We start from the raw sequence: 23,404 nt of genomic DNA, 5'->3' as shown, positions 1-23,404 counted from the left end.
TCCGCTCAGCGCTCGTTCTGCGCCAGTCGCAGCAGATGGTCGGCAAGCGCCTGACCGCCCGCCGGGTCACGGCTGATCAGCATCAGGGTGTCGTCGCCCGCGATGGTGCCCAGGATGTCGTGCAGTTCGGCCTGGTCGATGGCCGAGGCGAGGAACTGGGCCGCGCCCGGAGGGGTGCGCAGCACCACGAGGTTGGCCGATGCCTCCGCGGAGATGAGCAGTTCGGCGGAGAGCCGCCGCATCCGCTCCTCCTTCGCCGACCCGCCCAGCGGTGCCTGCGGGGTGCGGAAACCGCCCTCGCTGGGCACCGCGTAGATCAGCTCGCCGCCGGTGTTGCGGATCTTCACCGCGCCCAGCTCGTCCAGATCGCGGGAGAGCGTCGCCTGGGTGACGCTCAGCCCGTCGTCGGCGAGGAGCTTGGCCAGCTGGCTCTGCGAGCGCACCGGCTGCCGGTTCAGGATGTCCACGATCCGGCGGTGGCGTGCGGTGCGGGTCTGCGGCACGGACGGCCCGCCGTACTCGGTTTCCTGCGCCTCGGTCATCGTCGTCGCCTCATTCTCCGGATCGTCCGTCCCCTTGTCCCGCGTCGAGAGCGCCGGGCAGTGCCTGGAGCAACGCGTTCACTTCCGCGTCGCCGATGATCAGCGGCGGCATGAGCCGCAGGACATCGGGGGCGGGTGCGTTCACCAGGATTCCGGCGCTCTGAGCCGCCTGTTGCACCTGGGGTGCGAGGGGCTCGGTGAGCACGATACCCAGCAGCAGTCCGGAGCCGCGGACATGGGATACCAGCGGGTGACCGAGACCCTCCACGCCGTCCCTGATCTTCTCGCCGAGCCGCTTGACCCGGTCCAGGGCTCCGTCGGCGGCCAGGGTGTCCAGGACGGCGAGTCCGGCGGCGCAGGCGATCGGGTTGCCGCCGAAGGTCGTGCCGTGCTGGCCCGGCTTCAGCAGCTCGGCCGCCGGGCCGAAGGCCACGGTCGCGCCGATCGGCAGTCCGCCGCCGAGGCCCTTGGCGAGGGTGACGACATCGGGCTCGACGCCCTGGTGGGCCTGGTGTTCGAACCACTGGCCGCAACGGCCGATGCCGGTCTGCACCTCGTCGAGCACCAGCAGGGTGCCGGTGGCGCGGGTGATCTCCCGGGCGGCCTCCAGATACCCGGCGGGCGGCACGACCACACCGTTCTCACCCTGGACCGGCTCGATGATCACCAGTGCGGTGTCAGTGGTGACGGCGGCCCGCAGGGCGTCCGCGTCACCGTACGGGACGTGCGTGACGTCACCGGGCAGCGGGAGGAACGGGTCGCGCTTCGCGGGCTGGCCGGTCAGCGCGAGCGCGCCCATGGTCCGGCCGTGGAAACCGCCTTCGGTGGCGACCATGTGGGTCCGCCCGGTCAGCCGGCCGATCTTGAAGGCGGCCTCGTTGGCCTCGGCGCCCGAGTTGGAGAAGTAGACGCGGCCACTTCGGCCGAAGAGCTGGAGCAGCCGTTCGGCGAGGGCGACGGGCGGTTCGGCGATGAAGAGGTTGGAGACATGGCCGAGGGAGGCGATCTGGGTGGAGACGGCCTCGACGACGGCGGGGTGGGCGTGCCCCAGCGCGTTCACCGCGATCCCGCCGACGAAGTCGAGGTACTCGGTGCCGTCGGCGTCCCACACCCGGGCGCCCTCGCCGCGGACCAGGGACAGCTTCGGGGTCCCGTAGTTGTCCATCAGCGCGTGGCTCCAGCGCTGTGCGAGCTCCTGGTTGCTCATGACTCCCCCTGTGCATCGGGCACGACCATCGTGCCGATTCCTTCGTCGGTGAAGATCTCCAGCAGGATCGAGTGCTGGACCCGGCCGTCGATCACGCGGGCGGTCTCGACGCCGTTGCGCACGGCGTGCAGGCAGCCCTGCATCTTCGGCACCATGCCGCTGGAGAGTTCCGGCAGCAGCTGCTCCAGCTCGGCCGCGGTGAGCCGGCTGATCACGTCGTCGCTGTTGGGCCAGTCCTCGTAGAGGCCCTCGACGTCGGTGAGGACCATCAGCGTCTCGGCGTTCAGCGCGGCGGCGAGCGCCGCGGCCGCGGTGTCGGCGTTGACGTTGTAGACGTGGTTGTCGTCGGCGGAGCGGGCGATGGAGGAGATGACCGGGATCCGGCCGTCGTCCAGCAGCGCCTGGATCGCCCCGGTGTCGATGGCGGTGATCTCGCCGACCCGGCCGATGTCGACGAGCTCGCCGTCGATGTTCGGCCGGTGCTGGACGGCGGTGATGGTGCGGGCGTCCTCGCCGGTCATGCCGACGGCGAGCGGGCCGTGCTGGTTGAGCAGGCCGACGAGTTCGCGCTGGACCTGTCCGGCGAGCACCATCCGTACGACGTCCATCGCCTCGGGCGTGGTGACGCGCAGGCCCGCCTTGAACTCGCTGACCAGGCCCTGCTTGTCGAGCTGGGCGCTGATCTGCGGGCCGCCGCCGTGCACGACGACGGGCTTGAGGCCGGCCTGGCGCAGGAAGACCACGTCCTGGGCGAAGGCCGCCTTCAGCTCGTCGTCGATCATGGCGTTGCCGCCGAACTTGATGACGACGGTCTTGCCGTTGTGCCGGGTCAGCCAGGGCAGTGCCTCGATGAGGATCTGCGCCTTCGGGAGGGCGGTGTGTTTCCGCGCCGCGCTCATGAGCTGTACGCGCTGTTCTCGTGGACGTAGTCCGCGGTCAGGTCGTTGGCCCAGATGACGGCGGACTCGGTACCGGCCGCGAGATCGGCGGTGATCTTGACCTCCCGGTAGCGCATGTCGACCAGGTCGCGGTCCTCACCGACGCCGCCGTTCCTGCAGACCCAGACGCCGTTGATGGCGACGTTCAGCCGGTCGGGCTCGAAGGCGGCCTTCGTGGTGCCGATCGCGGAGAGGACCCGGCCCCAGTTGGGGTCCTCGCCGTGGATGGCGCACTTGAGGAGGTTGTTACGGGCGATGGAGCGGCCCACCTCGACGGCGTCGTCCTCGGTCGCGGCGCCCACGACCTCGATCCGGATGTCCTTGGAGGCGCCCTCGGCGTCACCGATGAGCTGCCGGGCGAGGTCGGCGCAGACCTTCCGTACGGCCTCGGCGAACTCTGCCTGCTCCGGGGCGATTCCGCTCGCTCCGGAGGCCAGCAGGAGCACGGTGTCGTTGGTCGACATGCAGCCGTCGGAGTCGACCCGGTCGAAGGTGGTACGGGTGGCGGCGCGCAGCGCGGAGTCGAGTCCGGCGGCGTCGATGTCGGCGTCGGTGGTGAGGACGACCAGCATGGTGGCGAGGCCCGGGGCGAGCATGCCCGCGCCCTTGGCCATGCCGCCCACGGTCCAGCCCTCGCCGCCCGCGACGGCGGTCTTGTGGACGGTGTCGGTGGTCTTGATCGCGATGGCGGCCTTCTCGCCGCCGTGCTCGCTGAGGGCGGCGGCGGCCTGCTCGATGCCGGGCAGCAGCTTGTCCATCGGGAGCAGGGTGCCGATCAGCCCGGTCGAGGCGACCGCGATCTCGCCCGCGTTGTGGCCGGTGAGGACCTCGGCGGCCTTCTCGGCGGTGGCGTGGGTGTCCTGGAAGCCCTTCGGGCCGGTGCAGGCGTTGGCACCGCCGGAGTTGAGCACGACGGCGGTGACCTCGCCGCCCTTCAGCACCTGCTCCGACCAGAGGACGGGGGCGGCCTTGACGCGGTTGGAGGTGAAGACGCCCGCGGCGGCGCGACGCGGACCGTGGTTGACCACCAGGGCCAGGTCCGGGTTGCCGCTCTCCTTGATTCCCGCGGCGATGCCCGCCGCGGAGAACCCCTGTGCTGCCGTGACGCTCACGGTGCGACTCCGATCGTGGAAAGACCTGTGTCCTCGGGAAGTCCGAGGGCGATGTTCATGCTCTGCAGGGCACCGCCTGCGGTGCCCTTGGCGAGGTTGTCGATGGCGCTGATCACGATGATCCGGCCCGCCGCCTCGTCGTGGGCGACCTGGATCTGTACGGCGTTGGAACCGTAGACGGACGCCGTGGCGGGCCACTGCCCCTCGGGGAGCAGCTCGACGAAGGGCTCGTCGGCGAACGCCTTCTCGTACACGTCACGGAGGGACTCGGCGCTCACACCGGGCCTGGCCTTCGCGCTGCAGGTGGCGAGGATGCCGCGGGGCATCGGCGCCAGGGTCGGCGTGAAGGAGACCGTGACCGGTTCCCCGGCCGCCGCGCTGAGGTTCTGGATCATCTCCGGGGTGTGCCGGTGGGCGCCGCCGACACCGTACGGGGACATGTTGCCCATCACCTCGGAGCCGAGCAGATGCGGCTTGGCCGCCTTGCCCGCCCCGGAGGTGCCGGACGCGGCGACGATCACGGCCTCGGGCTCGGCCAGCTGGGCCGCGTACGCCGGGAAGAGCGCGAGCGAGACGGCGGTCGGGTAGCAGCCGGGCACCGCGATCCGCTTGGAACCGGCGAGTGCCGAACGCCCGCCCGGCAGTTCGGGCAGGCCGTAGGGCCAGGTGCCGGCGTGCGGGGAGCCGTAGAACTTCTCCCAGTCGGCCGCGTCCTTGAGCCGGAAGTCGGCGCCCATGTCGACGACCAGCACCTCATCACCGAGCTGCTCGGCCACGGCGGCGGACTGTCCGTGCGGGAGGGCGAGGAAGACGACATCGTGCCCGGCGAGGACCTCGGGGGTGGTCGGCTGGAGCACCCGGTCGGCGAGCGGCCGCAGATGCGGTTGGAGCGCGCCGAGCTTCTGCCCGGCGTTGGAGTTGGCCGTGAGTGCCCCGATCTCGACCTGGGGGTGAACCAGCAGGAGGCGGAGCAGCTCCCCGCCGGCGTATCCACTCGCCCCTGCCACTGCTGCGCGTACCACCATCGAAACCTCCTCGTCGATGGCATGACTATACGCAGCTATGCACTTTTATGCAAAGATCCTGGTGCTCGACTCCCCCGGCGAGGGGTCGGCGGGCAGCAGCAAGGCGATCGGCCTCCTGACAGGCCTCGCGCCGGGCGCTGTGGGGATCGCGGTGAACCAGGTCGTACGGGCCGTGCGCGGCGAGCCCGGGGAGTACTTCGAGGTACGCCGGGACGGCCTCGGCCACGGGTCCCGGCGCGGGGTCGCGCCCTGGTCCCGGGACCGCGTCACCTCGCTCCACGTCGACGGCGACGCGGTGAACGCCATCGCGACCCGGCTCGGCAACGGTCGCCCCCGCGGCCCCGCTCGTCCCGGCGTTCCTGCAGATCGGCGCCCACCTGCGGCACACCCGCCGACCTGGGGCCCTTCGTCCGGACCTGGCCGGGCCCGCAGGGTCCGGCACGCATGCAGGAGCACCGCGGGCGAGCGGACGCCCCCGAGTGGGCGTGTCACCCGTGCCCGCCCGTACGCGCCGAACGAGTCGATGTCAGGATGGTTCCATGACGAGCAAGGTTTACTTCGACATCACCATCAACGACGAGCCCGCCGGGCGGATCACGTTCAAGCTGTTCGACGACATCGTTCCCAAGACCGCGGAGAACTTCCGCCAGCTGGCGACCGGCGAGAAGGGCTTCGGCTACAAGGGCTCCTCGTTCCACCGTGTCATCCCGGACTTCATGCTGCAGGGCGGCGACTTCACCCGGGGCGACGGCACCGGCGGCAAGAGCATCTACGGCGCCAAGTTCCCGGACGAGAACTTCAAGCTGTCGCACACCAAGCCGGGCCAGCTGTCCATGGCCAACAGCGGCCCCAACTCCAACGGCTCGCAGTTCTTCATCACGACGATCGTGACGTCGTGGCTGGACGGCAAGCACGTGGTCTTCGGCGAGGTCGACGACGAGGACAGCATGAAGCTGGTCAAGAAGATCGAGGCCCTCGGCTCGCAGAGCGGCCGCACGCAGGCGAAGATCACCATCGCGGACAGCGGCACCATCTGACCCGCACCCGCACCCGCTGAACGAGCGCGCCGCCCGGCACCCCCGCCGGGCGGCGCGCTCCGTCATACCGGGGCCGGACATCGCCGCCCGGCCTCGCTACGGTGTCGGGATGGGGAACACATTCCACGGCGGAGGCCGCAGTCTGTCCATGTCCAACGGGAGCACGGACGTCTTCATCGACGTGCTCATGCTGGCCGTGTCCGATCTCGCCGAGAGCGTCTGGGAGTACCGCTTCGCCACCCTGCTGACCCTGAAGGACCAGAGCGCCGTGGGGCGCGGGGTGGTCGGATTCGACCTGGAGGAGATCGACTGGGGCAGCTCCCCCGGCGAGCAGGCCGCGGCGAAGGACTTCGTCCTGCGGGTACTCGATCTGGCCCTGCGCAGGCACCGGTGGGACGAGCTGGATTACGAACCGCCCTTCGCCGAGGGATTCCTGCGGCAGTACCGGGAGATGGTCGAGGCGTTCGACCCTGCCGACGCCGAGCCGCAGAACGCCCTTTCCCCCTTTCCCGGTCCGGAGGAGGCCGCCATGGCCTCGTGCGTACAGCACCGCGTGCTGTGCGCGCCGGCGTACTGGGACGCATGCGTCTTCTGCAACGCATCCGCGCCGCCCCGGTGATTCCGTGATGCCTCGCCCCACCGACCCCCACTGTCAACCAATGGTTGACACCTTGAGACTGTCAACCTACGGTTGACACATGGTGAATCCCGTACGCCCGACGCATCCCGTACGCCTCGACGACCTGATCGAGGCCATCAAGAAGGTGCACACCGACGCCCTCGACCAGCTCTCCGACGCGGTGATCGCCGCGGACCACCTCGGTGACATCGCCGACCATCTGATCGGCCACTTCGTGGACCAGGCACGGCGCTCGGGCGCCTCCTGGACCGAGATCGGCAAGAGCATGGGGGTGACCAGGCAGGCGGCCCAGAAGCGGTTCGTGGCCAAGGACCCCGGCGAGGTGTCGGATCTCGACCCCGGTCAGGGGTTCAGCCGCTTCACCCCTCGGGCCAGGAACGTCGTGATGGCCGCGCAGAACGAGTCCCGCACCGCACACAACGACGAGGTGGGCACCGCACACCTGGTGCTGGGGCTGCTCAGCGAGCCGGAGGGGCTGGCCGCGGCGTTCGTCAAGGCCCAGGGCATCACGCTGGAGGACGTCCGCCGGGCCGCGACCGAGGCACTGCCACCGGCCGTCACCGGTGAGCTGCCGGAGATCGTCCCGTACGACGCCGAAGCCCGCAAGGCGCTGGAACTGACGTTCCGGGAGGCCCTTCGGATGGGCCACAACTACATCGGCACCGAGCACATCCTGCTCGCGCTGCTGGAGCAGGAGGACGGCGCGGGCGTGCTGACGGGCCTCGGCATCGACAAGGCGACCGCCGAGACGGGCATCGCCGAGGCCCTCACCCTCCTCACCGGCTCGCGGGAGGAGGGCTGAACGAGGCGCCGGGTCCGCCGCACACCCCGGCGGACCCGGCGCCGGTCGTCGTACGCAGGCGGCGGCCCCGCCGCAACGAATTCCGGCCAGTGCACGGCCACCGGGGCGACGAGGCCCGCGAGACCTCCGGCCGTCGAGGGCCGGGGCGCACCGAGCGGTCGCCCCTGTCCGCTCACCGGACGCTGACCAGGGCCGTCCGCTCCGGAGCCGGACGCGGGCACCGTCCGCCCGGCCGCCCCGGAGACAGAGCGCGGGCCCGTCGGCACGTACGGCGGCCACGGCGCCCGGCTCCCCGTACTCCCGGAAATCCGCCGGGAATTTCTCCAGGAAATTTCAGCGGACTCCCGCTTCGAGCCTGAGACTCCAGCGGCCGGGCACACCCGTGAGCGTGACCGTGGAGAGCGGCCCGACGTCCACGCTCCAGTACGTCGACGGCGGCGCCTTGAGCGCGTAGACGAGCGCGGCCCGGACGACCGCCGGTTCGGCGACGGCGACGATGGCGCCGTCGCATGCAGGGCGGGTGTCCAGCCAGCCCCCTATCCGCAAGATGAACGCGAGCAGCGGTTCACCGCCGTGCGGGGCCGAGCGCGGGTCCGCCAGCCAGGCATCGACCGCCGCGGGTTCGCATGCTGTGACGTCGGCGAGGGTCCAGCCGCGCCAGCGGCCCATGTCGCAGTCGCGCAGGGCCGGCTGGACGAGCGGGGCGAAGCCGAGCGCGTCGCCGGTCGCGCGGCTGCGCGGAGTCGGCGAGCAGTAGCGCAACTCGGCGGCGCCCAGCGGCATGAGAGCGGGCGCGGCGAGCCGTATCTCGTACAGACCGGTGTGGTCGAGTGGCCGGTCGTCGTCGAAGCGCTCGGCGAGCGCGGCGGAGCTGCGTGCCGCGGCGACCAACGAGACTCTGGAAGTCATGGCGGTGATCGTGGATCCGAACACCCTTCCGGTCAAGAGGTCCATCACGAGTCCTTCCGGCCCGGCCCGGACCGCGGCGGATCCGGCGGCGCCGGCCCTCTATTGGCTTGAAGCGGCCTTCTCAGGGATCGCGTCGGCCACCCCGGTCAGGGCTGGAAGCCGCCCGTGGAACCGGTCAGGACTTCGTCGCAGGCGGAGCGCAGCCGCCGGATCCCCTCGGCGATCTCGGCCGCCCCGGCGACCGCGGCGAAGCTCAGCCGGATCTGCGGGGACGGGGGTTCCGCGCAGAAGTACGGGCGGCCGGGCGCGATGGCGACCCCCGCCCGCAGGGCCGCCGAGACCACCGCGGACTCGTCCGTACCGGCCTCCGCTTCGGGCAGGCGCAGCCACAGGCTGCCGCCCCCGGCGGGGATGTGCGGGAGTGCGAGGGCGGGCAGTTCCCGGCTCAGGGCCGTCGTCATGGCGGTGCGACGGTTCTTCAGCCCGGTCGCCACGGAACGCAGATGGTGGCCCCAGGACGGGGAACCGACGAGTTCGAGCGCGGCCTCCTGGAGCGGCCGGGGGACGAAGAAGCTGTCGACGACCTGGATGGCCCGCAGCCGGCCCAGCACCGGCCCGCGGGCGGCGAGCGCCCCCACCCGCAGGCTCGGCGAAGCGATCTTGGTGAGGGAGCGGACATGGACGACCACCCCGTCCGGGTCGTCGGCGGCCAGCGGCGCGGGCAGCGGCCCGGCGTCCTCGTGGCCCAGCCGGCGCGCGAAGTCGTCCTCGACGACGAAGGCGCCCGCCGCGCGGGCGATCCGGACGACCTCGGCGCGCCGTTCGGGGGCGAGGACCGCGCCGGTCGGGTTCTGGAAGAGCGGCTGGCAGACGAAGACGCGGGCGCCGGTGGCCCGGAACGCGGCGTCGAGCAGCTCCGGCCGTACGCCGTCGGCGTCGACCGGCACCGGAACGGGCCGCAGTCCGGCGGCGCGGGCGACCGCCAGCATGCCGGGGTACGTGGGTGACTCGACCAGCAGCGGGGCGCCGGGCGGGGCGAGCGCGCGCAGTGCGGTGGCCAGGGCGCTCTGACCGCCCGCGGTGATCAGCACGTCGGCGGCGGTGAGCGCGGGCCCGATCTCCCGGGCGAACCAGGACCGCAGTTCGGTGAGGCCGTCGGTGGGCGGCCGGCCCCAGGCGCCGGGGCGGCGGCCGGCCCGGGCGAGGGCGGCGGCGAGCGCCCGCTCCGGCTGGAGCGAGGAGTGGAGGTAGCCGCCGTTCAGCTCGATGACCCCGGGCGGCGGTGCGGCGAGCGTGACCAGGACGCCGGAGGCGTCGACGGTGCGCGGCACCACCTCGGGGCCGCCGTCGCCGCTGAGGGAGACCTCCTGCCAGGAGGTGTCGCCCGGCGGGGGCACCTCGGTACGGGGCTGCGCCCGGAAGGCGCCCGAGCCCGGCCTGGTGACCACGAGGCCCTCGGCGACGAGCTGGGCGATGGCCCGGGAGACGGTGACCGGGCTGACCCGGAAGCGCTCCACGAGGGCCCGGCTGGACGGCAGCTTTCCACCGGGTGAGTAGCGGTTCAGCTCGCCCCGTAGGGATTCGACCAAGTCAGCGACACTGCTACGCTCTTGCATGAGAGTGAAGGATAGCGCTACCAGCAAGAACACGATAGCGGTCGGTTCGCCGACCGGCACCGATACCGGCCGCAGGGCCGCCGCTGCGGCCGGCGGCACGGACCGCGCCACCGCTCCCGAGGCCAACCGTGGCGGCATCCTTCTCGCCGGACTCGGCGTCCTCGCCTTCTCGCTGACCTTCCCCTCCACGGCCTGGGGCCTGGAGAGCTTCGGCCCCTGGTCGCTGGTGGCGCTGCGCACCCTGCTCGCCACGGTGATCGCGGGCGGTGCGCTGCTGCTGGGACGCGTCGCGGTGCCGGACCGCCGGCACTGGGCCGGGCTCGTCGTCGTCGCCGCGGGTGTGGTGATCGGCTTCCCACTGCTGACCACGCTGGCGCTGCAGACCTCGACCACCTCGCACGCGGCCGTGGTCGTGGGGCTGCTGCCGCTGACCACGGCGGTGTTCTCCTCGCTGCGGACGGGGGCGCGGCCGCCCCGCGCCTTCTGGGCCGCGGCGCTGGCCGGCGCGGCCGTGGTGATCGCGTTCACCGTGCAGCAGAGCGGGGGCGAGCTGTCCGGCGGCGATCTGTATCTGTTCGGCGCGCTGCTGGTGTGCGCGGCGGGGTACACGGAGGGGGGCAGGCTGGCCCGGGTCATGCCGGGCTGGCAGGTGGTCGGCTGGGCGCTGGTGCTCTGTCTGCCGCTCGCGGTGGCGGGGGCGGCGATCGCACTGCCGGCCGAGCCGGTGCGGCCGACCGCGCACGGGGTGATCGGTCTGGTCTGGGTGGCGGCCGTTTCGACCTTCCTCGGCCTGTACGTCTGGTACCGCGGGATGGCGGAGATCGGGGTGCCCCGGGCCAGCCAGCTCCAGCTCGCACAGCCGCTGCTGACCCTGGTGTGGTCGTTCTTCCTGCTCGGCGAGACGGTCTCGGCGGCGGCACCGGTGGCGGCCCTGGCGGTGCTCGTCTGCATCGCGGCCACCCAGCGGGCGGGGCGGGCCCGGTGAGGGCGGGACCGCCCCACCGGGCGAAGTCGGCTTTCGGTCATAGACTTGTCGACATGGACCGCCACCCGTGAGGAGGTCAGTCCCGATGGAGGCACACACGGGCGACCGGCTGCTGACACACGGCAGGACCGTGGGGCAGCACGACAAGGTCGCAGAGATCGTCGAAGTGCTCGGGGCCGGGGGCGCTCCCCCGTACCGCGTCCGCTTCGCGGACGGACACGAACACCTGATTTCACCCGGTCCCGACAGCGTCGTACAGCACACCCACGTCCGGAAGCAGGCTCCGGAGACTCCGTAGCGGCCTCCGGCGGGCGGCACTGCTCTTCGCCCCCGGGCCGCGGGCGGGCCGGCCTCCTGGCGGCCCGCCCCCGACATCGCGTCCGCTCCGCTGCTGTCAGCGGGGCGGGCGCACCCGGTTGCGGTAGTGGTCGCCGACCACCCGGTCCATGGCCCCGATCCGGTCCGTGACCACGTCCTTCCCGGAGAAGTAGACGTGACCGCGCACCTGGTCGTACCCGGCGGCCAGGTCGAGGTGCCGGGAGAGTTCGGCCGGGTCCTGCCAGGCGGCGGGCTGGGCGGGGTCGCCCGCCTTGTAGAGCGCCTCCCCCACGAAAAGGTCCACGCCCGTGCCGCGCACGGCCTCGCTCCACCAGGGCAGCAGCTTGGCGTAGTCGGCGGCGGCGAAGCCGATGTTCCAGTAGATCTGCGGGCAGACGTAGTCGATCCAGCCCTTCCTGACCCAGCCGCGGGTGTCGGCGTACAGATCGTCGTAGGTCTGCACCCCCGCCCTGGTGTCGGAGCCGAGCGGGTCGGTAGCGGCGTTGCGCCACACCCCGAACGGGCTGATCCCGAACTGGACGTTCTTCTTGATCTTCTTGATCCGCTCGGCGGTCTCGCGCACCAGCTTGTCGGTGTTGTCGCGCCGCCAGGCGGCCTTGTCCGGGAAGCCCGCGCCGTACTTGGCGTACGTGGCGTCGTCGTCGAAGACCTGCCCGGCCACCGGGTACGGGTAGAAGTAGTCGTCCCAGTGCACGGCGTCGATGTCGTAGCGGCGGACCGCGTCGAGCATCGCGTCCTGGACGAAGCGGCGGACCTCGGGGATCCCGGGGTTGTAGTAGAGCTTCCCGCCGTACGGCAGGACCCAGTCGGGGTGCAGTCTGGCCGGGTGGGTGGCGGCCAGCCGGGACGGGTCGGTGTGGTTGGCGACCCGGTACGGGTTGAACCAGGCGTGCAGTTCCAGACCGCGGCGGTGCGCCTCGGTGACCGCGGTGCCCAGCGGATCCCAGCCGGGGTCCTTGCCCTGGACGCCCGTGAGGTACTGGGCCCACGGTTCGTAAGGTGAAGGCCACAGCGCGTCGGCGGTCGGCCGGACCTGGAGGATGACGGTGTTCAGCCTCCGTGCCACGGCCTCGTCGAGGTACGCGATCAGCTCGGCGCGCTGCGCGGCCGGTGTCAGGCCGGGCTTCGAGGGCCAGTCGAGATTGGCGACGGTGGCGACCCACATCCCGCGCAGCTCTCGCCGTGCGACATGGTGAGCGCCCGTGCCGGCCGGCGCCCCGGTCCGCCGGAGCGGGACCGCGACGGCGTCACCGGCCGCGGTGACCCCGCTCACCACCCCCGCGGCCACCCCGGCCGCACCCGCCACAAAGCCTCTTCGGCCCAATTGCCGCATTTCGCTGCACCTGCCGTCTCTCTGTCCGCATCCGTCACCCGGGTATCAGGGCGCACCGCAGAGCATGCCCGCCCCGGCCCACGCTGACCCCTGGGTCGCGGAGTAACGTCGGGGGGTCGGGGCGGGCACCGGAATCAGACGGGAACCTGCGACACGCAGAACAGCGAAAGGCACGAGGTGACGGACTCTATGGCCGACATTGCACGCGTCGGAGTGGTGGGCTGTGGCCAGATGGGCGCGGGTATCGCGGAGGTGTGCGCGCGCAGCGGTCTCGAGGTCATGGTGGCCGAGACCACCGGAGAGGCGTTGGAGATCGGCCGCACCCGGCTGCACAACTCCCTTTCGAAGGCCGCCGAGCGCGGCAAGATCACTGCCGAGGAGCGCGACGAGACGCTCGCCCGGCTGAGCTTCACCACGGATCTGGGCGAGTTCGCCGACCGCGATCTCGTCATCGAGGCCGTCGTGGAGAACGAGCAGGTCAAGACCGAGATCTTCCAGGTGCTCGACCAGGTGGTGACCCGGCAGGACGCGATCCTCGCCTCGAACACCTCCTCCATCCCGCTGGTGAAGCTGGCCGTGGCGACCTCCCGCCCGGACCAGGTCATCGGCATCCACTTCTTCAACCCGGCCCCGGTGCAGAAGCTCGTCGAGCTGATCCCCGCGCTGACGACGTCCGACGAGACGGTGAAGCGCTCCGAGGCCCTGGTGCAGGACGTGCTCGGCAAGCACCCGATCCGCGCCCAGGACCGCTCGGGCTTCGTCGTCAACGCGCTGCTGATTCCGTACCTGCTCTCCGCGATCCGGATGTTCGAGTCGGGGATCGCCAGCCGTGAGGACATCGACAACGGCATGGAGCTCGGCTGCGCCCACCCCATGGGCCCGCTCAAGCTCTCCGATCTGATCGGTCTCGACACGGTGGCCTCGGTCGCCGATTCGATGTACGCGGAGTTCAAGGAGCCGCTGTACGCCGCGCCCCCGCTGCTCCAGCGCATGGTGGACGCGGGCAGGCTCGGCCGGAAGACCGGCTCGGGCTTCTACCCGTACTCCTGATCCATCCTTCGTGCCCGTACGGGGCCGGACCGGGCGATCCCCGGTCCGGCCCCGTTCGCGGTCCGCGGTGGCTCAGCCCAGCCGTAAGTGATGGAGCATCATCAGCCCGGCCGCCATGCCCGCGGCCGGGACCTCGCAGCGGGCGATCATGTCGGGGACCAGCTTGAGCGGTATCCACTCGCGGCGCGAGGACTCGAAGGCGTCGCTGGGCGGGCCGGTCCAGCAGGCCTCCTCGGACCAGTAGAGGTGGTGCCGGGCGTCGGTGAGGCCGTTCGACGGCTCCACGGTCAGCAGCGGGTGCAGCGGTCCGGGGCGCCAGCCGGTCTCCTCCTCCATCTCCCGGGCGGCGGCGGCCGCAATGTCCTCGCCGTCCTCGACGACGCCTGCGGCGAGCTCCCAGCCCCAGCTGTCCGTGATGAACCGGTGCCGCCAGAGCAGGAGCACCTCGTTGGCCTCATTGACGACGGTGGCCGCCGCGACGGGGCGGAGCCGGATCAGGTAGTGGTCGAGACGGCCGCCGCCGGGGATGACCACATCCGCCAGATTGACCCGGAACCAGCGGTTCTCATACACAGTTTGTTCGTTCAGGTTCGTCCATTGCACGTTTCTGCCACCTTTCGACAAGTAGGTGGCAACATCGCAGCAGGAGCAGCGCCGGAACGGAACGTAACGGCGCTCATGGCTGGGAGCGGGGTGTGCGCCGCGTCGCCGAGGCAGGCGTACGCCTTGGCCTGCATCGCGTACAGGTCGGCGGCGAGCGCGGGGCTGATGTGGTCTCCGGCGCCCCGCAGCGCCGCCTGGGCGAAGGCCACGGACTGCCGGTAGTCGGCGAGGTGGAGCGACTGGTTGACCAGCAGGGCGACCACATAGCCGCCGAACCCCTTGTCCCCGCTGGACTTGGCCAGCCGCAGCGCCTGGTGGAAGTAGCGCTGGGCGAGCCCGTGCGCGTCGGAGTCGTAGGCGCAGATCCCCGCGACCGCCACCGGTGGTTCGGCACGCCGAGGCGTGCCGAACCAGTGGAGCACGATTCACACGGGGTGTGAACGCAATGCCCGAACCGTCACGCTGCGCACCCTGTTGCGCCGACGCGCGGATCGGTTGAATCAGTCGTCTCGCGAGAGGCGGACGGGTCGTCCGCTCCCCCTCGTACAGCACGACGACCCGCACCCGCACCGTCCGCTCTGCCGACCTGCCCGGCACTCCGTGGCAGCGCGGACGGTGCCGGACCGCACGACCCACTGCCCACGGATCGGAGGGTGGCTGCGGGGTCGGCTCGGATCCGGGTTCCCCCGGGCCGCGCCGGAGCCCGGGTGCGGTCCTCGCCGCTCGGCGAGCATGCGGGAGGGGCGCACCCGGTCACCGGATGCGCCCCTCCTCGCCGTGTCCGCGCCGGACGCTACGCGCCCCGCAGCACCGCGCCCGTCCGCTCGGCCGCGAGGGCCACCGCCGCGTCGCGCGCGGCCGTCGCCTCGTCGACGGTCAGCGTGCGGTCCGCCGCGCGGAAGCGCAGCGCGTACGCCAGGGACTTGCGGCCCGCACCGATCTGCTCACCGGTGAAGACGTCGAACAGCCGCACCGATTCGAGCAGTTCGCCCGCGCCCTCGCGCAGCGCCCGCTCCACGTCGGCAGCCGGGACGTTCTCCGCGACGATCAGCGCGACGTCCTGGGTCGCCACCGGGAAGGCGGAGATCCGGGGCGCCTGGAGCGCGCCGTCGACGGCCTGCTCCAGGACATCGAGCTCGACCTCCATGGCGCAGGTGCGCTCGGGCAGGTGAAGGTCCTTCACGACGCGCGGGTGCAGCTCACCGGCATGCCCGAAGAGGGTCTCCTCGCCGTTCACCGTGACGTACAGCGCGGCGCACCGGCCCGGGTGCCACGGCGCGTGCCGGTCACTGCGGACGGTCACCTCGACGCCGGCCTCACGGGCGATCGTGCGGGCGGCGTCGATGGAGTCCGCCCAGTCGGCCGGGCGGCCCTTGCCCCACCAGCCGGCCTGCTCGCGGGCGCCCGCGAGGACGACCGCGGCGCGGCGCGGCTGACGCGGCAGCGAGGCGTCGAGCCCGGCGATCTCCTCGTCGGTGGGACGGCGGTCGACGGGCAGCCGGACGGCCTTGGTCTCGGCGCCGGTCGGCCTGAAGACCAGGCCCGTCTCGAAGAGCGCGAGGTCGTGGCTGCCGCGGCCGTCGTTGCGCCGCAGTGCGCCGAGCAGACCCGGCAGCAGCGTGGTGCGCAGCGCCGGCTCCTCGTCGGAGATCGGGTTGATGAGCTTGACGGTGCGGCGGCGGGCGTCGTCGGCGTCGAGCCCGAGCTGGTCGAGGACGGCGTCGCCGATGAACGGGTAGTTCAGCGCCTCGACGTAGCCGGATCCGGCGAGCGCCCGGCCGACCCTGCGGTACAGCCGCTGGCGGTCGGTGAGCCCGCGGCCGGACGGCGGGGTCGGGAGGGTGGACGGGAGGTTCTCGTAGCCCTCCAGGCGGATGACCTCTTCGGCGAGGTCGTTGGGCTCGCTGAGGTCGGGGCGCCAGGACGGCACGGTGACGATCAGCTCGTCCTGCCCGTAGACGTCGCAGCCGACCTCCTGGAGGCGGCGTACGACGGTCTCGCGGCCGTACGCGACACCGGCCACCCGGTCGGGGTGGTCGGCGGGCATCGCGATGGTGCGGGGCACGGCCGGGGCGCTGACCTCGGTGACCCCGGCCTCGGCGGTGCCGCCGGCGAGCAGCACCAGCAGGTCGACGGTGCGCTGCGCGGCGGCTGCCGCGGCCTGCGGGTCGGCGCCGCGCTCGAAGCGCTTGGACGCCTCGGAGGACAGCTTGTGGCGGCGCGCGGTCCGGGCGATCGAGATCGCGTCGAAGTGCGCGGCCTCGACGACGACCTCGGTGGTGCGGTGCTCACCGTCCTGGACGTCCGCGATCTCGGTGTTGGCACCACCCATGACGCCCGCGAGGCCGATCGGCCCGCGGTTGTCCGTGATGACCAGGTCCTCGGTGTCCAGGACGCGGACCGTGCCGTCGAGGGTGGTGAGCTTCTCGCCCTGCTGGGCGCGGCGCACGCCGATCGGCCCGTCGATCCGGGTGCGGTCGTAGGCGTGCAGCGGCTGACCGAGCTCCAGCATCACGTAGTTGGTGATGTCGACGGTGAGCGAGATCGGGCGCATCCCGGCCTTCTGCAGCCGGCGCTGCATCCAGATCGGGGAGCGGGCCTCGGGGTCCAGGCCGACGACGGTGCGCGCGGTGAAGCGGTCGCAGCCGGTCGGGTCGGCGACCTTGACCGGGTAGCCGTACGCGTTCGGCGCGGGCACGTCCAGGAGCGCCGGGTCGCGCAGCGGCAGCCCGTACGCGATGGCGGTCTCGCGGGCCACACCGCGCATGGAGAGGCAGTAGCCGCGGTCGGGCGTGACGGCGATGTCGAGGACCTCGTCGACGAGCTGGAGCAGCTCGATCGCGTCGGTGCCCGCCTCGTGCTCCGGCGGCAGCACGATGATGCCGTGCGTGCCGTCGTCGCCCATGCCGAGCTCGTCGGTGGAGCAGATCATGCCGTGCGAGGTCTTGCCGTACGTCTTGCGTGCGGCGATCGCGAAGTCACCGGGCAGCACGGCGCCCGGGAGGACCACGACGACCTTGTCGCCGACGGCGAAGTTGCGGGCGCCGCAGACGATCTCCTGCGGCTCGCCGGTGCCGTTGGCGTCGCCGACGTCGACCGTGCAGAAGCGGATGGGCTTCTTGAAGCCCTCCAGCTCCTCGATGGTCAGTACCTGTCCGACGACCAGCGGGCCCTTGAGGCCGGCGCCGATCTGCTCGACGGTCTCGACCTCCAGACCCACGGCGACGAGCTTGGCCTGTACGTCACGGCCGGTCTCCGTCGCCGGCAGGTCGACGTACTCCCGCAGCCAGGAAAGCGGGACGCGCATCAGATCTCCATCCCGAACGGCCGGGTGAACCGGACGTCACCCTCGACCATGTCTCGCATGTCTTCGACGTTGTGGCGGAACATCAGCATCCGTTCGATGCCGAACCCGAAGGCGAATCCGCTGTACTTCTGGGGGTCGACGCCGCAGGCGATGAGCACCTTGGGGTTGACCATGCCGCAGCCGCCGAGTTCGATCCAGCCCTCGCTGCCGCAGGTGCGGCAGGGGCGGTCCGGGTTGCCGACGGACGCGCCGCGGCAGACGTAGCAGACCATGTCCATCTCGGCGGACGGCTCGGTGAACGGGAAGAAGTTCGGCCGCAGCCGGGTCTTCATGTCCGGGCCGAAGAGCGCCTGGACCATGTGGTCGAGGGTGCCCTTGAGGTCGGCCATGGTGAGGCCCTCGTCGACGGCCAGCAGCTCGATCTGGTGGAAGACCGGGGTGTGCGTCGCGTCGAGCTCGTCGGTGCGGTAGACGCGGCCGGGGCAGACGACGTAGACGGGCGGCTCCCGGTCGAGCAGGGAGCGGGCCTGGACCGGCGAGGTGTGGGTGCGCAGCACGACACCGGACTCGTCGTTCCTGGCGCCGTCGGCGCCCTGGACGAAGAAGGTGTCCTGCATCTGCCGGGCCGGGTGGTCGGGCACGAAGTTCAGGGCGTCGAAGTTGAACCACTCCGCCTCGGCCTCGGGGCCCTCGGCGACCTCGTAGCCCATGGCCACGAAGACGTCCGCGACACGCTCCATGATGGTCGTCAGCGGGTGGCGGGCACCGGCCGGGGTGCGGTCGTAGGGCAGTGTGACGTCCACCGCCTCCTCGACCAGCACACGGGCGTCCCGCTCGGCCTCCAGCTCCGCCTGGCGGGCGGCGAGGGCCTTGGAGACGGCGCCGCGGGCCTGGCCCACGCGCTTGCCGGCCTCGGCCTTGGCCTGCGGCGGCAGTGCGCCGATCTCGCGGTTGGCGAGCGACAGCGGCGAGGTGCCCCCGGTGTGCGCGGTCTTCGCCTGGGCGAGCGCGTCGAGGTCACCGGCGGCGGCGAAGGCGGCGAACGCCTCGTCCCGCATGCGCTCGATCTCTTCCGGTTTCAGTGCCTCGACCTCGACTGGGTCGTACGACTTGTTCGGTGCCGACATCTCTTCCCGTGCTTCCGATTGGCTGATACTGCGCTTACCGGGGGAATGCCCCGGACCCCCATGGCCCCGATCGACGACTGGAGGACGCAAAGGTGCCAAAGGTCGAGTCTAAGGGCCACAGGATGTGTGGGAGGCCCGTGGGCCGCTCAGACCAGGTAGGCCGGCGTGCTCACGGGCAGGATAAATCGGAATTCCGCGCCGCCGCCGGGGCCGCGGCCGACCGTGATCGTGCCGCCGTGCGCCTCGACGATGCCCTTGACGATGTAGAGGCCCAGGCCGGTGCCACCGCGCTTGCTCCCCCGCCAGAAGCGGGTGAAGACACGGCCCATCGACTCCTCGGGGATGCCGGGGCCTTCGTCGCTCACGGTGACGGCCGTTCCCTTCTCGTCGCTCTTCGCGGGTGCGGGTGCGACTTCAATGGTGACGGTTCCCTCGCCGTGGCGCACCGCGTTTTCCAGCAGGTTGCCGAGCACCTGGTCGACCTTGTCCGGGTCGGCCCAGACCGCGGGCAGCGGCTGGCAGGTGCGGACGAGGAAGCGGTCGGGGTTCTGGCCGCTCGCGGTGAGGGCCTGGATGTGACGTTCGACGGCGGCGGAGAGGTCCACGGGCTGGCGGCGCAGCTCCAGGCGCCCGGAGTCGATCCGGGAGATGTCGAGCAGCTCGGCGATGAGCCGGGTGACGCGGCCGGCGTCGGCGTCGACCGTCTCCAGCATCAGGCGCTTCTGGTCGTCGGTGAACCGCTCCCATTTGGCGAGGAGGGTCGCGGTGAAGCCCTTGACCGAGGTCAGCGGGGAGCGCAGCTCATGGGCGACCGTCGCGATCAGCTCGGCATGGCTGCGCTCGTTGCGGCGGCGGGCCTCGGTGCCGCGCAGTGAGATCACCACCCGGCGCACCGGGCCGGTGGGGCGCTCGCGCACGTAACGGGCGGAGACCAGGACCTCCCGGCCGCCGGGCAGCAGCAGATTGCGTTCGGGCTGGCCGACGCGGGTGGCGAGGCCGCCGTAGGGATCGGTCAGGGTCCACCAGCGGCGGCCCTTGAGGTCCTCCAGCGGCAGCGCGTGCTCCAGACAGCGGCCGAGGGCGGCGGCCCGGGGCACCGCGGTGATCCGGACGGCGGCGGAGTTGAAGCAGATGACCCGGCCGGTCTCGTCGGCGACGACCAGGCCGTCGGGCAGGTCGTCGGGATCGACGCCCACGTCCACGGCTCCGAGCTCCCGGCTCCCGTCCGGTTCACCGGCCGTGCCGGGGGGTTCACAGGCGCGCACGACGGCCGCATGTGTCTCGCGCGGCCTGCTCATGCCGACAGCCATATCCCGTACCCCACCTCTCGAACCGGTGCAGTGGGCCCCCGAGTTCGCCACCCTACTAGTCGTCGGTGACGGAGCGACACCCTGCGGTGGCGCGGAGGCGCGATCACCTCGGGCGCTGGGCCCTCGCGGAGGCGTACAGGCAGACCGCGGCCGCCGTCGCGAGGTTGAGGCTCTCCGCCTTGCCGTGGATGGGCACCCGTACGACGGCGTCGGCCAGCGCCCGGGTCTCCTCCGGCAGGCCCCAGGCCTCGTTGCCGAAGACCCAGGCGGTCGGACCGCCCATGGTGCCCGCGTCGAGCTCGTCGTCGAGATCATCGTCGCCCGCGCCGTCGGCGGCGAGAATCCGTACACCCGCCGCCCGGAGCCCCTGCACGGCCTGCTCGACCGGGACGCCGACGGCGACCGGCAGGTGGAAGAGCGAACCGACCGAGGCCCGCACGGACTTGGGGTTGTAGAGGTCCACCGAGGCGTCGGTGAGCACCACGGCGTCGGCGCCCGCGGCGTCGGCGCAGCGCAGCACCGTACCGGCGTTCCCGGGGTCGCGTACGTGGGCGAGAACGGCGACGAGTTTCGGCTTCGCGGCGAGGATCGCGTCGAACGGGGAGTCGAGGAAGCGGCAGACGCCGATCAGGCCCTGCGGGGTGACGGTCTGCGACACATCGGCGAGCACATCGCTGTCGGCGAGGTGCACCCGGGCGCCGGCCGTGTGGGCGGCGGCGACGATGTCGGCGTACCGCTCGGCCGCCTCGACGGTGGCGAACAGCTCGATCAGTGTCGGCTCGCCGTCACTGCCGCGGTGCTCGGCGGCCTCGCGCACGGCCTGCGGCCCCTCGGCGATGAACCTGCGCTCCTTGCCGCGGAAGTTGCGCTTGGCCAGCCGCCGGGCGGCGGTGACGCGCGGCGATCGCGGGGAGATCAGTTCGGGGGTGCCCATGGTCGGCGGCGAGCCTCTCTGCGTACGGAGGTGACGGACGTACGGAATGTGTCGTGCAACGCACCGGACCCGCAGACGGCGAGCGCCTGCGGGTCCGGCTCAGAAGACAGGAAGTGCGACCTGGATCAGGCGGCCTTCGGGGCGTTGACGTCGCTCGGGAGGGCCTTCTGGGCAACCTCGACGAGGGCGGCGAACGCGTTGCTGTCGTTGACCGCGAGCTCGGCCAGGATCTTGCGGTCCACCTCGATGTTGGCGGCCTTCAGACCCTGGATGAGGCGGTTGTACGTCATGCCGTTCTGGCGGGCAGCGGCGTTGATGCGCTGGATCCACAGCTGACGGAAGTCGCCCTTGCGCTTCTTGCGGTCGTTGTAGTTGTAGACGAGGGAGTGGGTGACCTGCTCCTTCGCCTTGCGGTACAGGCGGGAGCGCTGGCCCCGGTAACCGCTGGCCTGCTCGAGGATTGCCCGGCGCTTCTTGTGAGCGTTTACTGCCCGCTTGACGCGTGCCACTTTTTAACTCCTTGTAGCGGGGCCGTGGTTGGACTCACACGGCCCGGAAACGAATTGGTCCCGGTCTGAGTCGAGTTCGCCGCCCACGGGTTCACCGCGGGCCGCGGACTCACTTGCCGAGAAGCTTCTTGATCTTCTTGGCGTCGGACGGAGCCACTACGACCGTGCCGGTCAGCGAGCGGGTCTTCTTGGACGACTTGTGCTCAAGAAGGTGGCGCTTGCCTGCGCGCTCACGGAGCACCTTGCCGGAGCCGGTGATCTTGAAGCGCTTGCTGGCACCGCTGTGCGTCTTGTTCTTCGGCATCGCGCCGTTCTCTCCTCGTCAGTGGCGCCCCTCGCGGTGCGGGCACCGGGCAGCAGGGGCGTCAGATCTTGGTGGGAATTCCGGGGAGGGACCGGGGGCCGCCTGGATGGCGGCCCCCTGAGGTCACGCCTCGGAAGGTGTCTCGGCCGGAGCCTCGGGCTGCGCCTGCGCAGCCGTGTCCGCGGCCTCGGCGTCGGCGTCGGGGGTGGAACCCTGACGCCCCGCCTTGCGGGCGGCCTGGGCCTCGCGGGCCTCGGCCATGGCTTCGGTCTTCTTCTTGTGCGGGCCCAGAACCATGATCATGTTCCGGCCGTCCTGCTTCGGGTTGGACTCGATGAAGCCGAGTTCCTCCACGTCCGAAGCCAGACGCTGGAGCAGTCGGAAGCCCAGCTCAGGGCGGGACTGCTCACGACCACGGAACATGATCGTGATCTTGACCTTGTCGCCCTGCTTGAGGAACCGGACGACATGACCCTTCTTGGTGTCATAGTCGTGCGGGTCGATCTTCGGCCGGAGCTTCATCTCCTTGATGACCGTGTGCGCCTGGTTCTTGCGCGCCTCACGGGCCTTCATGGCCGACTCGTACTTGAACTTCCCGTAGTCCATGAGCTTGCACACGGGCGGACGGGCGGTCGCCGCCACCTCGACCAGGTCGAGGTCGTACTCCTGTGCGAGTTCCAGGGCCTTGGCAAGCGGAACAATCCCGACCTGCTCGCCGCTGGGACCGACAAGTCGCACCTCGGGAACGCGAATCCGGTCGTTGATGCGGGGCTCGGCGCTGATGGATCCTCCTCGGTAGCACCACGCGGCCGCCTGGCGGACAGCCACGTAACGTCTGTTTCGTGAGACCAACCGCACCAGTGCAACAAAAATGCCCCGGACGGGACACAGGCGGGGCTCCTGGAACAACCGGAACCACCGCGGTCAACCGCGGGGCACATCGGGCGGCCCCATCGTCCGTACGGAACGATGGTCACCGCCTGACCGGATGACCCGCCGCCCTGAAGGACGGCCAGGTGGGAGATCGGAGCCTCCACTTGTGGGCCGGGCACATAGCTGCCCAGCCGGTCGTTACACAAGGTTAGCAGCTCCCCCCGGCGTACGCTAACCGGCTGCTCACCCACCGCTCCCGCGAGCGGGGCGGCATCGGCGTGGGCCTATCGTATGGCGCATGAGTGACGCGACCCCCACCAGTGATTCCCCCGGCTTCGACGACATGGCCCGCGACATCGCGGAGGTGCCCGCGGTCGAGGTGATCGTGACGGTCGCGGTCAATCTGATGAGCGCCGCCGCCGTGAAGCTCGGGCTGACCGAGGACGGCGAGGACCACAAGGACCTCGACGAGGCCCGCAAGCTGGTGCACGCGCTGGCCGGCCTGCTGGACGCCAGCACCACCGAGATCAGTTCCTTCCACGCGGCCCCGCTGCGGGACGGCCTGAAGTCGCTGCAGCTCGCGTTCCGCGAGGCGTCGCTGGTGCCGGACGAGCCCGGCCAGGGCCCCGGCGAGAAGTACACCGGCCCGGTCTTCGGCTGAGAGCCTGTCGGGTGACCTTCGATCGGCTAGCGGGCGCGGTCTGGTGCGTACGATTCCAGGGCGCCGGGATGTCCTCGGATGGGGTCTCCCCTGCTCGAACGAAGCTGAGAGTTCGGGGAAAGAGCTACCAGGACATTTCGGCAACGCGGGAGGGGGTCCCCCCTGGCCCTTAAGGCCTTGGGGGAGTGCGTGCCAGGGCGTGACCGCCCGATCAGGGGTCACCCGACAGGCTCAGCCCCGC

Annotated in this window: 23 protein-coding genes and 1 pseudogene; 7 read left to right on the top strand and 17 right to left on the bottom strand. The window is 71.4% G+C overall.

Translation table 11 applies throughout. The features are described from left to right. Nucleotides 1-5: 5 nt before the first annotated feature. Genes BT364_RS08300 through argC form a run of 5 tightly spaced genes read right to left on the bottom strand, consistent with a single transcriptional unit; the run spans nt 6 to nt 4,824 of the window. The gene (locus BT364_RS08300; protein ID WP_072484461.1) at nt 6-542 is read right to left on the bottom strand and encodes an arginine repressor; all 537 of its coding nucleotides are present in this window, start codon (nt 540-542) and stop codon (nt 6-8) included. A gap of 10 nt (nt 543-552) precedes the next feature. Then, complete coding sequence (locus BT364_RS08295; protein ID WP_072484460.1) at nt 553-1,749, bottom strand: acetylornithine transaminase; 1,197 nt, start codon at nt 1,747-1,749, stop codon at nt 553-555. Next, nucleotides 1,746-2,648 carry an acetylglutamate kinase gene (argB, locus tag BT364_RS08290; RefSeq protein WP_072484459.1) on the bottom strand — a complete coding sequence of 301 codons (903 nt, stop codon included), beginning with the start codon at nt 2,646-2,648 and terminating at the stop codon, nt 1,746-1,748. The genes BT364_RS08295 and argB overlap by 4 nt, the downstream gene beginning before the upstream one ends. Beyond that, on the bottom strand, nt 2,645-3,799 hold the full coding sequence (gene argJ, locus BT364_RS08285) for a bifunctional glutamate N-acetyltransferase/amino-acid acetyltransferase ArgJ (protein WP_072484458.1): 1,155 nt from the start codon (nt 3,797-3,799) through the stop codon (nt 2,645-2,647). The genes argB and argJ overlap by 4 nt, the downstream gene beginning before the upstream one ends. Continuing rightward, nucleotides 3,796-4,824: an N-acetyl-gamma-glutamyl-phosphate reductase gene (argC, locus tag BT364_RS08280; RefSeq protein WP_072484457.1), complete on the bottom strand. Its 1,029-nt coding sequence runs from the start codon at nt 4,822-4,824 to the stop codon at nt 3,796-3,798. The genes argJ and argC overlap by 4 nt, the downstream gene beginning before the upstream one ends. A gap of 539 nt (nt 4,825-5,363) precedes the next feature. Between argC and BT364_RS08270 the strand changes: the two genes are divergently transcribed. The 3 genes from BT364_RS08270 to BT364_RS08260 all read left to right on the top strand — a co-directional run bounded on the left by BT364_RS08270 (nt 5,364) and on the right by BT364_RS08260 (nt 7,303). Continuing rightward, nucleotides 5,364-5,861 carry a peptidylprolyl isomerase gene (locus BT364_RS08270; RefSeq protein WP_072484455.1) on the top strand — a complete coding sequence of 166 codons (498 nt, stop codon included), beginning with the start codon at nt 5,364-5,366 and terminating at the stop codon, nt 5,859-5,861. 109 nt (nt 5,862-5,970) lie between these two features. Then, nucleotides 5,971-6,480, top strand: a complete 510-nt coding sequence (locus BT364_RS08265; protein WP_072484454.1) for a hypothetical protein — start codon at nt 5,971-5,973, stop codon at nt 6,478-6,480. Between the two features lie 79 nt (nt 6,481-6,559). Then, nucleotides 6,560-7,303, top strand: coding sequence for a Clp protease N-terminal domain-containing protein (locus BT364_RS08260; protein WP_072484453.1), 744 nt, complete (start codon nt 6,560-6,562; stop codon nt 7,301-7,303). A gap of 333 nt (nt 7,304-7,636) precedes the next feature. Here BT364_RS08260 and BT364_RS08255 read toward each other — a convergent pair whose 3' ends face one another. Further along, nucleotides 7,637-8,212 (bottom strand): histidine phosphatase family protein, encoded by a 576-nt coding sequence (locus BT364_RS08255; protein ID WP_072484592.1) that lies wholly within the window; start codon nt 8,210-8,212, stop codon nt 7,637-7,639. Nucleotides 8,213-8,358: 146 nt separating this feature from the next. After that, nucleotides 8,359-9,828, bottom strand: a complete 1,470-nt coding sequence (locus tag BT364_RS08250) for an aminotransferase-like domain-containing protein (RefSeq protein WP_072484452.1) — start codon at nt 9,826-9,828, stop codon at nt 8,359-8,361. Between BT364_RS08250 and BT364_RS08245 the strand changes: the two genes are divergently transcribed. Both BT364_RS08245 and BT364_RS08240 read left to right on the top strand, forming a co-directional pair. Continuing rightward, nucleotides 9,827-10,813, top strand: a complete 987-nt coding sequence (locus tag BT364_RS08245) for a DMT family transporter (protein WP_072484451.1) — start codon at nt 9,827-9,829, stop codon at nt 10,811-10,813. The two genes, BT364_RS08250 and BT364_RS08245, sit on opposite strands and share 2 nt — an antisense overlap. An 85-nt stretch (nt 10,814-10,898) precedes the next feature. Next, nucleotides 10,899-11,111, top strand: coding sequence for a DUF1918 domain-containing protein (locus BT364_RS08240; protein ID WP_072484450.1), 213 nt, complete (start codon nt 10,899-10,901; stop codon nt 11,109-11,111). 96 nt (nt 11,112-11,207) lie between these two features. Here the strand turns inward: BT364_RS08240 and BT364_RS08235 are convergent, their stop codons facing one another. Continuing rightward, on the bottom strand, nt 11,208-12,485 hold the full coding sequence (locus BT364_RS08235; protein ID WP_107408188.1) for a glycoside hydrolase family 10-like protein: 1,278 nt from the start codon (nt 12,483-12,485) through the stop codon (nt 11,208-11,210). 189 nt (nt 12,486-12,674) lie between these two features. On the opposite strand from BT364_RS08235, the gene BT364_RS08230 reads away from it, so the two are divergent. Further along, a complete protein-coding gene (locus BT364_RS08230; protein ID WP_072484448.1) occupies nt 12,675-13,535 on the top strand; it encodes a 3-hydroxybutyryl-CoA dehydrogenase in 861 nt (286 codons plus the stop codon). 72 nt (nt 13,536-13,607) lie between these two features. Here BT364_RS08230 and BT364_RS08225 read toward each other — a convergent pair whose 3' ends face one another. The 9 genes and pseudogenes from BT364_RS08225 to infC all read right to left on the bottom strand — a co-directional run bounded on the left by BT364_RS08225 (nt 13,608) and on the right by infC (nt 22,457). Further along, nucleotides 13,608-14,138, bottom strand: coding sequence for an NUDIX domain-containing protein (locus BT364_RS08225; RefSeq protein ID WP_072484447.1), 531 nt, complete (start codon nt 14,136-14,138; stop codon nt 13,608-13,610). Between the two features lie 101 nt (nt 14,139-14,239). After that, nucleotides 14,240-14,518 (bottom strand): annotated as a pseudogene (locus BT364_RS08220) (transcriptional regulator); the annotation flags it as partial. A gap of 413 nt (nt 14,519-14,931) precedes the next feature. After that, nucleotides 14,932-17,445, bottom strand: a complete 2,514-nt coding sequence (gene pheT / locus BT364_RS08215) for a phenylalanine--tRNA ligase subunit beta (RefSeq protein WP_072484446.1) — start codon at nt 17,443-17,445, stop codon at nt 14,932-14,934. Further along, nucleotides 17,445-18,572 (bottom strand): phenylalanine--tRNA ligase subunit alpha, encoded by a 1,128-nt coding sequence (pheS, locus tag BT364_RS08210; RefSeq protein WP_072484445.1) that lies wholly within the window; start codon nt 18,570-18,572, stop codon nt 17,445-17,447. The genes pheT and pheS overlap by 1 nt, the downstream gene beginning before the upstream one ends. 146 nt (nt 18,573-18,718) lie before the next feature. Next, entirely contained in the window at nt 18,719-19,882 is a 1,164-nt protein-coding gene (locus BT364_RS08205; RefSeq protein ID WP_072484444.1) for a sensor histidine kinase, read from the bottom strand. Nucleotides 19,883-19,985: 103 nt separating this feature from the next. Continuing rightward, nucleotides 19,986-20,816, bottom strand: a complete 831-nt coding sequence (locus BT364_RS08200) for a TrmH family RNA methyltransferase (protein WP_072484443.1) — start codon at nt 20,814-20,816, stop codon at nt 19,986-19,988. 125 nt (nt 20,817-20,941) lie between these two features. Beyond that, a complete protein-coding gene (rplT, locus tag BT364_RS08195; RefSeq protein WP_072484442.1) occupies nt 20,942-21,325 on the bottom strand; it encodes a 50S ribosomal protein L20 in 384 nt (127 codons plus the stop codon). 109 nt (nt 21,326-21,434) lie between these two features. Further along, complete coding sequence (gene rpmI, locus BT364_RS08190; RefSeq protein WP_072484441.1) at nt 21,435-21,629, bottom strand: 50S ribosomal protein L35; 195 nt, start codon at nt 21,627-21,629, stop codon at nt 21,435-21,437. 123 nt (nt 21,630-21,752) lie between these two features. Further along, a complete protein-coding gene (gene infC, locus BT364_RS08185; RefSeq protein WP_218172412.1) occupies nt 21,753-22,457 on the bottom strand; it encodes a translation initiation factor IF-3 in 705 nt (234 codons plus the stop codon). Between the two features lie 343 nt (nt 22,458-22,800). On the opposite strand from infC, the gene BT364_RS08175 reads away from it, so the two are divergent. Then, the gene (locus BT364_RS08175) at nt 22,801-23,163 is read left to right on the top strand and encodes a DUF1844 domain-containing protein (RefSeq protein WP_072484438.1); all 363 of its coding nucleotides are present in this window, start codon (nt 22,801-22,803) and stop codon (nt 23,161-23,163) included. Nucleotides 23,164-23,404: the final 241 nt, after the last annotated feature.

The organism is Streptomyces atratus (genome assembly GCF_900119365.1).
Taxonomy (GTDB): domain Bacteria; phylum Actinomycetota; class Actinomycetes; order Streptomycetales; family Streptomycetaceae; genus Streptomyces; species Streptomyces atratus_B.
This window is presented reverse-complemented; position numbering and strand designations above follow the sequence as displayed.

Excerpts from the sequence above, each read along its gene's own strand:
- argB (WP_072484459.1), bottom strand. The coding sequence starts at position 2,648 with ATGAGCGCGGCGCGGAAACACACCGCCCTCCCGAAGGCGCAGATCCTC.
- BT364_RS08300 (WP_072484461.1), bottom strand. The coding sequence starts at position 542 with ATGACCGAGGCGCAGGAAACCGAGTACGGCGGGCCGTCCGTGCCGCAG.
- pheT (WP_072484446.1), bottom strand. The coding sequence starts at position 17,445 with ATGCGCGTCCCGCTTTCCTGGCTGCGGGAGTACGTCGACCTGCCGGCG.
- BT364_RS08235 (WP_107408188.1), bottom strand. The coding sequence starts at position 12,485 with ATGCGGCAATTGGGCCGAAGAGGCTTTGTGGCGGGTGCGGCCGGGGTG.
- rpmI (WP_072484441.1), bottom strand. The coding sequence starts at position 21,629 with ATGCCGAAGAACAAGACGCACAGCGGTGCCAGCAAGCGCTTCAAGATC.
- BT364_RS08270 (WP_072484455.1), top strand. The coding sequence starts at position 5,364 with ATGACGAGCAAGGTTTACTTCGACATCACCATCAACGACGAGCCCGCC.
- BT364_RS08245 (WP_072484451.1), top strand. The coding sequence starts at position 9,827 with ATGAGAGTGAAGGATAGCGCTACCAGCAAGAACACGATAGCGGTCGGT.
- BT364_RS08205 (WP_072484444.1), bottom strand. The coding sequence starts at position 19,882 with ATGGCTGTCGGCATGAGCAGGCCGCGCGAGACACATGCGGCCGTCGTG.
- BT364_RS08265 (WP_072484454.1), top strand. The coding sequence starts at position 5,971 with ATGGGGAACACATTCCACGGCGGAGGCCGCAGTCTGTCCATGTCCAAC.
- BT364_RS08260 (WP_072484453.1), top strand. The coding sequence starts at position 6,560 with ATGGTGAATCCCGTACGCCCGACGCATCCCGTACGCCTCGACGACCTG.
- BT364_RS08175 (WP_072484438.1), top strand. The coding sequence starts at position 22,801 with ATGAGTGACGCGACCCCCACCAGTGATTCCCCCGGCTTCGACGACATG.
- BT364_RS08230 (WP_072484448.1), top strand. The coding sequence starts at position 12,675 with ATGGCCGACATTGCACGCGTCGGAGTGGTGGGCTGTGGCCAGATGGGC.
- pheS (WP_072484445.1), bottom strand. The coding sequence starts at position 18,572 with ATGTCGGCACCGAACAAGTCGTACGACCCAGTCGAGGTCGAGGCACTG.
- BT364_RS08255 (WP_072484592.1), bottom strand. The coding sequence starts at position 8,212 with ATGACTTCCAGAGTCTCGTTGGTCGCCGCGGCACGCAGCTCCGCCGCG.
- BT364_RS08250 (WP_072484452.1), bottom strand. The coding sequence starts at position 9,828 with ATGCAAGAGCGTAGCAGTGTCGCTGACTTGGTCGAATCCCTACGGGGC.
- BT364_RS08240 (WP_072484450.1), top strand. The coding sequence starts at position 10,899 with ATGGAGGCACACACGGGCGACCGGCTGCTGACACACGGCAGGACCGTG.
- argC (WP_072484457.1), bottom strand. The coding sequence starts at position 4,824 with ATGGTGGTACGCGCAGCAGTGGCAGGGGCGAGTGGATACGCCGGCGGG.
- BT364_RS08295 (WP_072484460.1), bottom strand. The coding sequence starts at position 1,749 with ATGAGCAACCAGGAGCTCGCACAGCGCTGGAGCCACGCGCTGATGGAC.
- BT364_RS08200 (WP_072484443.1), bottom strand. The coding sequence starts at position 20,816 with ATGGGCACCCCCGAACTGATCTCCCCGCGATCGCCGCGCGTCACCGCC.